Origin of the sequence: Mesorhizobium sp. M1396 (assembly GCF_040317725.1) — a bacterium.
Classification (GTDB): Bacteria; Pseudomonadota; Alphaproteobacteria; order Rhizobiales; family Rhizobiaceae; genus Mesorhizobium.
This window is the reverse complement of record NZ_JAMYLA010000108.1, coordinates 1-8,112: the sequence shown is the minus strand read 5'-3', so window position 1 is coordinate 8,112 and position 8,112 is coordinate 1. Positions and strand designations below refer to the sequence as shown.

10 protein-coding genes and 1 pseudogene are annotated in these 8,112 nt (G+C 60.5%); 7 read left to right on the top strand and 4 right to left on the bottom strand.

Features of this window, described 5'->3' with window-relative positions; all coding sequences use genetic code 11:
- Window positions 1-59: 59 nt before the first annotated feature.
- The 3 genes and pseudogenes from NKH02_RS33690 to NKH02_RS33680 all read right to left on the bottom strand — a co-directional run bounded on the left by NKH02_RS33690 (window position 60) and on the right by NKH02_RS33680 (window position 1,297).
- A complete protein-coding gene (locus NKH02_RS33690) occupies window positions 60-326 on the bottom strand; it encodes a hypothetical protein (RefSeq protein ID WP_352884115.1) in 267 nt (88 codons plus the stop codon).
- 27 nt (window positions 327-353) lie between these two features.
- Window positions 354-542, bottom strand: a pseudogene (locus tag NKH02_RS33685) (helix-turn-helix domain-containing protein); the annotation flags it as partial.
- An 80-nt stretch (window positions 543-622) separates the two neighbouring features.
- Window positions 623-1,297 (bottom strand): recombinase zinc beta ribbon domain-containing protein, encoded by a 675-nt coding sequence (locus NKH02_RS33680; RefSeq protein ID WP_352884112.1) that lies wholly within the window; start codon window positions 1,295-1,297, stop codon window positions 623-625.
- A 23-nt stretch (window positions 1,298-1,320) separates the two neighbouring features.
- Between NKH02_RS33680 and NKH02_RS33675 the strand changes: the two genes are divergently transcribed.
- From NKH02_RS33675 to NKH02_RS33645, 7 genes are all read left to right on the top strand, one after another.
- Window positions 1,321-1,911 carry a GmrSD restriction endonuclease domain-containing protein gene (locus NKH02_RS33675; protein ID WP_352884110.1) on the top strand — a complete coding sequence of 197 codons (591 nt, stop codon included), beginning with the start codon at window positions 1,321-1,323 and terminating at the stop codon, window positions 1,909-1,911.
- Window positions 1,908-2,099, top strand: a complete 192-nt coding sequence (locus NKH02_RS33670; RefSeq protein WP_352884108.1) for an HNH endonuclease family protein — start codon at window positions 1,908-1,910, stop codon at window positions 2,097-2,099. Before NKH02_RS33675 ends, NKH02_RS33670 begins: the two co-directional genes overlap by 4 nt.
- A gap of 266 nt (window positions 2,100-2,365) precedes the next feature.
- Window positions 2,366-3,085 (top strand): FadR/GntR family transcriptional regulator, encoded by a 720-nt coding sequence (locus NKH02_RS33665; protein WP_352884106.1) that lies wholly within the window; start codon window positions 2,366-2,368, stop codon window positions 3,083-3,085.
- A gap of 55 nt (window positions 3,086-3,140) precedes the next feature.
- Entirely contained in the window at window positions 3,141-4,115 is a 975-nt protein-coding gene (locus tag NKH02_RS33660) for a sialic acid TRAP transporter substrate-binding protein SiaP (RefSeq protein ID WP_352884103.1), read from the top strand.
- Between the two features lie 84 nt (window positions 4,116-4,199).
- Window positions 4,200-4,772: a TRAP transporter small permease gene (locus NKH02_RS33655; RefSeq protein ID WP_352884102.1), complete on the top strand. Its 573-nt coding sequence runs from the start codon at window positions 4,200-4,202 to the stop codon at window positions 4,770-4,772.
- A gap of 4 nt (window positions 4,773-4,776) precedes the next feature.
- Complete coding sequence (locus NKH02_RS33650; protein WP_352884100.1) at window positions 4,777-6,183, top strand: TRAP transporter large permease; 1,407 nt, start codon at window positions 4,777-4,779, stop codon at window positions 6,181-6,183.
- Window positions 6,180-7,229, top strand: a complete 1,050-nt coding sequence (locus NKH02_RS33645) for an L-idonate 5-dehydrogenase (RefSeq protein ID WP_352884098.1) — start codon at window positions 6,180-6,182, stop codon at window positions 7,227-7,229. Before NKH02_RS33650 ends, NKH02_RS33645 begins: the two co-directional genes overlap by 4 nt.
- 587 nt (window positions 7,230-7,816) lie before the next feature.
- Here NKH02_RS33645 and NKH02_RS33640 read toward each other — a convergent pair.
- Window positions 7,817-8,112: transposase (locus tag NKH02_RS33640; protein ID WP_352884096.1), on the bottom strand; the 296-nt coding region annotated here is incomplete at its 5' end.

Below are 8,112 nucleotides of genomic sequence, written 5' to 3'. Positions count from 1 at the left end.
CGATCCAGTACTTCCTTCTCAATGGCCATGCGATGATTCTCCTTTCCATCATCATGGCCTCACGCACAAGATTCCTGACAGTCCCTCGCCGGATCGTGCATGACGAGATCGGCCTGCACGACATCGGCCAGCGCGCGCCGATATTGTTCGGCCTGCCAGCCGAGATCAGCCAGGGCATAGCCTTCCCTGATCCGGCAGCACCCAGCGCTGTTCTGGTGGGGACCGCAGATCAGGTAGAGCATCAGCACCCGCCCATCGCTAGGTAGCGACAGGAAGGCGCGCGAGCCCCAGATAGCAGGCGATACGGGGGCGAAGTCGCGGCTCATTGCGCGGCCTCGCATTTCAAGCGCTTACCTCACCGGCCGCCGCGAGCGGTCGCAAAGCGCCTCCACCCCTTCCTCCCTATAGCGGTTGAAGATCTTGTAGCCGGTCTTGCGCGAAATCCCGAAATCCCGGCACACATCGCTCATGCCTTCTCCCTCGAGAAGGCGGGCAACGAAACGCAGACGTTCCTCCATCACCGAACACTCTCTCCACGGCATCAACACCTCCAGCCAAAAGCCAAAAGCCAAAAGTGTTACCCATGTGTCCGGTACGAAACGTCACCTATGTCTCAGGCCGCTCACCCCACTCCTCTGACGCCGTGGGGGAATACCTCCTCGCCTAGGAGTGCTGTTAGCCGCCCAGCGATTTCGACTTCGATCCCGCCAATCCTCGATGGATCTCGAAACACCGTGACGGTTTCGATCAAGTCCCGCATCGCCTCTGCAGATTCGGAATCGCCAGTAGCAATGCCCTTCGCAAGCCCTGTCTGAAGCTGGTTCAGTTGTTCCTCGTAGCGTGCCAGCACCGAAGGATGCAGCGCGATCACTCCGGTCGCGGCGGGCACCCGATCCAACTCGGTCAAGATGCATTTACGCTCTTCATTCAGCGTTGTTGATTGCGGTCCCAGCACGGCTGGATCGCCATGGCCCTTGGCAATGTCGTTGACTAGCCGATCGATCTCCCGAGACAATTCTCCAAGCCGTCGTTCCAAACGAGTGCGTCTGGCATCGGTGTCGGCTGCCAACCGCTTCCGTTCTTCGTGGTACGTCTGGACGTACTGGGCAATCACTTCAGGATGGCGCAACTCGGCGGTAAGGCCGTTCACCGTATCCAAATAAAAGGTCTTGGGATCGGAGCATGTTCCGCTTTCTGTCGCGGCGGAACAGCGGATGCGAATGCGCTTGGACTTGTCCATGCCTTTTGACGACATTCCCGCACCGCAGGCGCCGCACCTCAGGAGCCCCGCCAACATGTGCCTTGGTCGGCGCCGGTGGCTTGGAACTGGAGTCCATCTCGGCCACAGCCGCTATCGAAAAGCGTCTTTTCGACCAGGGCGTAAACGACCCGATCGGCAACTTTGGGCGCTTCGCCGACGCGTTTGACGTGTTGACTGTCATGCCATTGGTTATCTTCCTTGCCACCGATCCGAGCGTGGTACTCGAGATCAACCAAGCCCTGGACATTCTCGAAAGCTATATCCTCCGCCGCGACATCTGCGGACTGACGAACAAGAACTACAACAGGCTCTTCGTTGGCTTGATCGATCGTCTCCGCGAGGCCGACGGCGACAAGATTGATGACATGGTGACATACCTTTCCAATCGTCGATCGGACATCGACCGGTGGCCAACAGACGAGGAGTGGCGCAACGCATGGCTCGGCCGTGACCAATATAAGGGGGCTCGACAGTCCCGACTGAGATACGTCTTCGAAGCGATCGAGATGGCCAGGCGGTCGGCATTGAACGAGGACATTGAGATCAAGTCTGCGCTGACGATCGAGCACATCATGCCCCAACACCGGCGGGAGACTTGGCCAGTCGCGGGATTCGATCAACTCGACGATGATGATGCCGCGACTATGTGACCCGGCAGGCGGAACGCGATTCGGTCGTCCATAGGCTGGGTAACTTAACGCTGCTCACGGGCGCGCTGAATTCGGCGGTGTCGAACGGCCTCTATTCAGTGAAGATGCCTGCGGTACGATCCCACTCCAGCCTCGCGCTGAATCGCGATCTTAACCAGTTTGACAGCTGGGAACCCGACAGCGAATAATCGATAGTGTCGAGTGTCCCGCTCCGCCGTTCAGATTGTCGGCAGTTGTGGAACTGAAGAACGTGTCATTGAAGTTCGAACCGACGAAGACCTCGATGCTGCTGAAGGCGTCGCCTGCGGCTTCGCCGGTGCGGCTCCACCGATACCGATGAGACCCCTTACATCGCTCTTGACTCGTGCTGCCCACACATTAAAGGTCAATTGGCCAGACCAATTTACCAAATTTCGCCAAATTAGATAAAAGACGACTTGGGGAGCAGGGAGCGATGCCTATTCAGGCTATTCAGCCGCGTCGGCTCTATCGACAGGTCGCCGATCAACTGAGACAACTGATCGGATCTGGCGAGTTTGGCGTTGGCGATCGTCTGCCGACGGAGCGGGAATTGGCTGACCAGTTGGGAATCTCGCGTCCGACGGTCCGTGAAGCGCTAATTGCGCTCGAGGTTGAGGGCCGCATACGCATTCGCGTCGGCTCTGGCATCTACGTCACTGCCCCGCCGCGCGCCGAAATACTCGCCGCAGAAACGGATGAAGGCCCGTTCGAACTGCTGCGGGCGCGGGAGTTCATCGAGGGTGCGATCGCCGCGGAAGCCGCTCTCCAGGTTCGGCCGACCGATCTCGATCTGCTGGACGATGTGCTGCGCCGGATGGACGACATAAGCCTGCCCGCGACGACCACCATCCTGCTTGACCGGGAATTCCATACGACGGTGGCGGGCATCCTCGGCAACGCGGTGCTAGTGCGCTTTATCGGCGAGATGTTCGACCAGCGCATGAACCCCTATTTCGAACGTCTCTCGAGCTATTTCGAGAACAAGGACTCATGGCGGGCCGCCGCGGCAGAGCATCGCGCGGTGCGCGACGCAATTGCGGCGCGCGATCCGGAAGGGGCAAAGGCGGCGATGCAGGAGCATCTGCGTCGGTCGCAACTTCGATTCTCACGCAATTTCGGTGAGAGCCCCGCAACCATGGAGGTTGCGGGATAGAACCGGCCGGGAGGAGATCCGGCCGTCATCGGTACAATCACACGGAGGAATGAAGATGTTTTCAAGGTATACCGCACTGCTCTGCGCGATCGCCACGGTCGCTCTGCCCATGGCTTCGGCCTCGGCACAAACGGCGTTGAAATGGGCACATGTCTATGAGACGTCCGAGCCCTTCCACACGGAGGCCGTGTGGGCGGCAGAAGAAATCAAGAAGCGTACCGACGGCCGCTATACGATCGACGTGTTCCCGGCGTCCCAACTCGGCAAGGAAGCCGATATCAACCAGGGTCTGACCCTGGGCACGGTCGACATCATCATTTCCGGATCAAGCTTCGCGGCGCGCGAATTCCCCCCGATCGGTGTGACCTATTTTCCGTTCACCTTCCGCGACGCCGACCATCTGCTCGCTTACGCTAAAAGCGACAAATACAAGGAACTGACCGCCGGCTACGAGGAAGCATCCGGCCATCACATCACGGCGACGACGTATTACGGCACGCGCCATACCACCTCGAACCGACCTATCGCGAAATGCGCGGACATGGCGGGCCTGAAGATGCGGGTGCCGGATGTGCCTGCCTACCTCGCAATGCCGCGCGCCTGCGGCGCCAACACTGCGCCGATCGCCTTCGCTGAGGTCTATCTGGCTCTGCAGCAGGGCACGGTCGAGGCACAGGAAAACCCGCTGACGACGATCGATGCGAAGAAATTCTACGAGGTGCAGAAGCACATCGCCCTGACCGGTCATATCGTCGACCATCTCAACACGATCGTGTCGAAATCGCGCTGGGCCGAGCTCTCCGACGCGGACAAGGCGATCTTCACCGAAGTGATGCAAGAAGCCGCCGCGCGCGCCACCAAGATCATCGTGGATCGAGAGAAGGCCCTCGTTCAGACCTTCAAAGACCGCGGCCTGACCGTGACCGAAGTCGATCGGGCCGACTTCGAGAAGAACGTGATGGAAAAAGTGACGTTCGAGGAGTTCGGCTACCGCAAGGCAGATTGGGAGGCGATCCGCGCCATCAAGTAATCGCTTGCAAACCGGTCCGGCGTATATGCGTCCGGACCGGTTTGGACAATGACAACGCAGGTCGTTCAACCCGGAGCCATGCCGATGACTGAAGAGATTCACAACCCGGTGACAGCCGAAGAACTGGCGCATGCCTTCGAGGAGGAGACCGTGCCCGTCGACCTCTCTCGCTACGCAGTCGAGGACTGGGCGACACTCGCTGTGTTCTGGGGCATGTCGTTTTGCGTCTTCCTGCAGTTCTTCACCCGCTATGTCCTCAACAACAGCTATGCCTGGACCGAAGAGATCGCGATCAACTGCCTTGTCGTCGTCGTGTTTCTGGGTTCCGTGATGTGCACCCGCATGTCGCGCCATATCCAGGTCGATGTGCTCTACCACTATCTGCCGGCGCGGGTCGGGCGCTATCTGGCGCTTGCGGTGAACCTGATCACCATCGGCTTTTTCGCCTACATGTCCTGGCTTCTGTGGCGCTATGTCGGGATCGTCCACCGCGAGCGGATGGTCACGATCAACCTGCCGCGCAACATTGTCTTCTACTCCGTGTTCGCCGGCTTCGCGCTGATGATGCTTCGCGCGGTCCAGGTGATCGTCGGCAATGTCCGCCGCGGCTACTCGGTGCTCGAGCGCCCCGCCGCATTCGACGGGTTGGGGGAGTAAGGCGATGCTGCTTTTGATCGGTGCCTTTCTCGCCCTGATGCTAATCGGTGTGCCCGTCGCCGTGTCGATGGCCGTCTCGTCGCTGCTTTACCTCGTCTTCTACGGTGTGGCGCCCGATATCATCGCCGCGCAGCGCATGATCGCCGGCGTCGAGAGTTTTCCGTTGCTCGCCGTGCCCTTCTTCATCTTTGCCGGCAATCTCATGAACATCGCCGGCGTCACCGGGCGCATCTATTCGTTCGCGCTGGCGCTTGTCGGCTGGATGAAGGGCGGCCTCGCTCAAGTAAACATTATCGGATCGGTAGTTTTCGCTGGCATGTCGGGCGCGGCCCTCGCAGATGCTGCCGGGATCGGCACGATCGAGATCAAGGCCATGCGCGATCACGGCTATCCGGTCGAGGCGGCGGTCGGCGTCACCGCTGCATCCTCGACGCTCGGCCCGATCTTTCCGCCGTCGCTGCCCTTTGTCATCTACGGTATGATGGCCAACGTCTCCATCGGTGCGCTGTTCATGGCAGGCATCCTGCCCGGCATCGTCATGACGGTGCTGATGATGGTGACGGTCGCTATCTTCGCCTATCGCCGCGGCTGGGGCTCCGACACGCCGTTCGAACTGCGCAAACTCGGCGCCGCGTCTCTCGAGATCCTGGTCGTCGCCTGCTTTCCGGTCCTGGTCTACATATTGGTCAGCGCCGGGTTCTCGCTCAACATCTCCGTCGGCATCGCTCTCGCTGTTCTGATCGCCTGCGACTGGTATTTCGACTTCTCCGCCGTGATGGCTTTGATGACGCCCATCATCCTGATCGGCGGCATGACAATGGGTTGGTTCACGCCGACCGAGGCGGCCATGGCCGCGGTCATCTGGTCGCTGTTTCTGGGGCTCGTGCGCTATCGCACGATGACTTTCGCAACGCTGGCCAAGGCCAGCTTCGACACGATTGAGACGACGGCGTCGGTTCTGTTCATCGTCACCGCAGCGTCGATCTTCGCGTGGCTGCTAACCGTCAGCCAAGCGGCGCAGATGTTCTCTATATTCATCACCTCGCTGACAGAGAACAAATGGGTGTTCCTGATTCTGATCAACATCCTGATGCTGCTGGTGGGATGCTTTCTTGATACCATCGCCGCGATCACCATCCTCGTGCCGATCCTGTTGCCCATCGTCGTCCTGTACGGCATCGACCCCGTTCACTTCGGCCTGATCATGACGCTCAACCTGATGATCGGCCTGCTGCATCCGCCGCTCGGCATGGTGCTTTTCGTTCTCTCGCGGATCGCCAAGCTGTCGGTCGAGCGCACGACGATGGCGATCCTGCCCTGGCTCGTGCCGTTGCTGGTCGCGCTTATCCTGATCACGTTCATTCCGGCCATCACGCTGTGGCTGCCGACACAAATGGGACTGATCAAATGACCGGCAATGTGATCGCCGCGACGTTGTTCAACCCCGAAGACCTGCGCATGGTGGAGCGTCCGCTCGAACCCCTTGCGTCGGGCATGGTGCGCGTGCGTTTCGGCGCTGGCGGCATATGCGGCTCCGACCTGCACTATTTTCGCCATGCGCGGACCGGCGATTTCGTCGTCACATCTCCGCTCGTACTCGGTCACGAGGTTGCTGGAGAGATTGTCGAGATCAACACAGCAGCGTCCGGACTTGCCATCGGTGACCGCGTTGCGGTCAACCCCTCGCGGTGGTGCGGGCACTGTGCGCGATGCGCCGAAGGCCGCGCCAATCTCTGCGAGAACATCTACTTCATGGGTTCGGCTTCCAGGACGCCGCATATGCAAGGGGGGTTCGCCAGCGTCTTCGACGCCACGCCGGCGCAATGCGTCAAGGTCCCGCAGCATGTGGCATATCAAGCGGCGGCGCTCGCCGAGCCGCTCGCCGTCAGCCTGCACGCAGTGGCGCGAGCCGGCGCGATCGCTAACAGGAATGTCATCCTCTTCGGTGCCGGGCCGATCGGACTTCTCACTATGCTCGCGGCCAAGTTCAAAGGCTGCGGCGGGATAACTGTCGCCGACATAGCCGAGGCGCCGCTCGCCTTCGCCACCCGGCTGGGTGCAGATCACACGATCGATCTTTCCGGCGGCGATGTCGAACTCAAGGCGCTTGCCGCCGACAGACCATTCGATATTGCTATCGAAATTTCAGGCACCGCAGCCGGCCTCACCGCGGCGATCGCCAGCGTCCGGCGCGGCGGTGTCGTCGTCCAGGTCGGCAATCTGCCGGGCGGCCAGATCCCGGTACCGGCTAACGCCGTCATGGCCAAGGAGATCAACCTGAAGGGGTCATTCCGTTTCGACGCCGAATTCAATCACGCGGTCGCTCTTATCGTCGATGGAGAAGTCGACGTCTTGAAGCTCGTTACCGCCGAACGCGTCCTTTCGTCCGCGCCCGAGGCCTTCCGCCTCGCCGCTGACCGCTCCCAAAGCGTCAAGGTTGTTCTGACTGCAGAGTGATCGAGTAGCATGCTGCGGCGCTGAGATCGCCTGGCGTCGCCATTGGTGTTCGGGCATTGAAAGCAAAAGCAGCCGCCGGTGCCGCGAGGCAGGGGTCAGGAGGACCTGAACCCCGGATCAAGGAAGAGCACTTTAGTAACGAAGACGGCGGCGGATGCCCGCCTCTGTGTCTTGCTGATCGGCCTCACGCTCATAAGACCAGACCATCGACATCAGCAGCGAGGAAGACACAAAGGGATGTGTGCAACGCATCGGCCCATTGCGATACCTGTCCGCAAGCTCGCGCTCCTGCCCTCCGCCTTCGCCGCGCCAGTGCGGGGCCTCGGCACTTGCGATTCAGCAGTTCTTCGACTTCGAAAGCACTGCAGGATTTGAACGCGAGGCGGAACCCGCCGGAGGCCGCATTCCTTGAACACAAGACGCCGGTAGGCCTACTGCGGCCGATCGCATCATGCGGGAGGCACGCGCGCGACAAATTCGCAGTTGTGTGCGTCAAGTTCTGCAAAAATGGCGTGGCATCGCGGTGACGTCGGGGTGTCCGTCGCGCAGCCCCCGTGTTTAGCGGAGCGGCGGACACATGACGGTGCTCAGGCGGCCAAGGCCCTCAGGCTCTCCTTCTTGTGCTCGCGCAGATGATCCATGTTCAGATAGCGGGTCGCCTCGAGCCAGTTCTCGTGGATTTCCACCGCCAACGCCCGAACCAGCCGCAGGCAACTCCGCGGGTTGGGGAAGATGCGGACGACCAGGGTGCGCCGTTTGATCTCCTGGTTCAGCCGCTCCAGCATGTTGGTCGACTTCATGTGCTTATGATGGGCAAGCGGCAGCCGATAGAAGCTCAGCGTCTCCTCGATATTGTCCTCCACCCAGTTGACCAGCTTCGGGT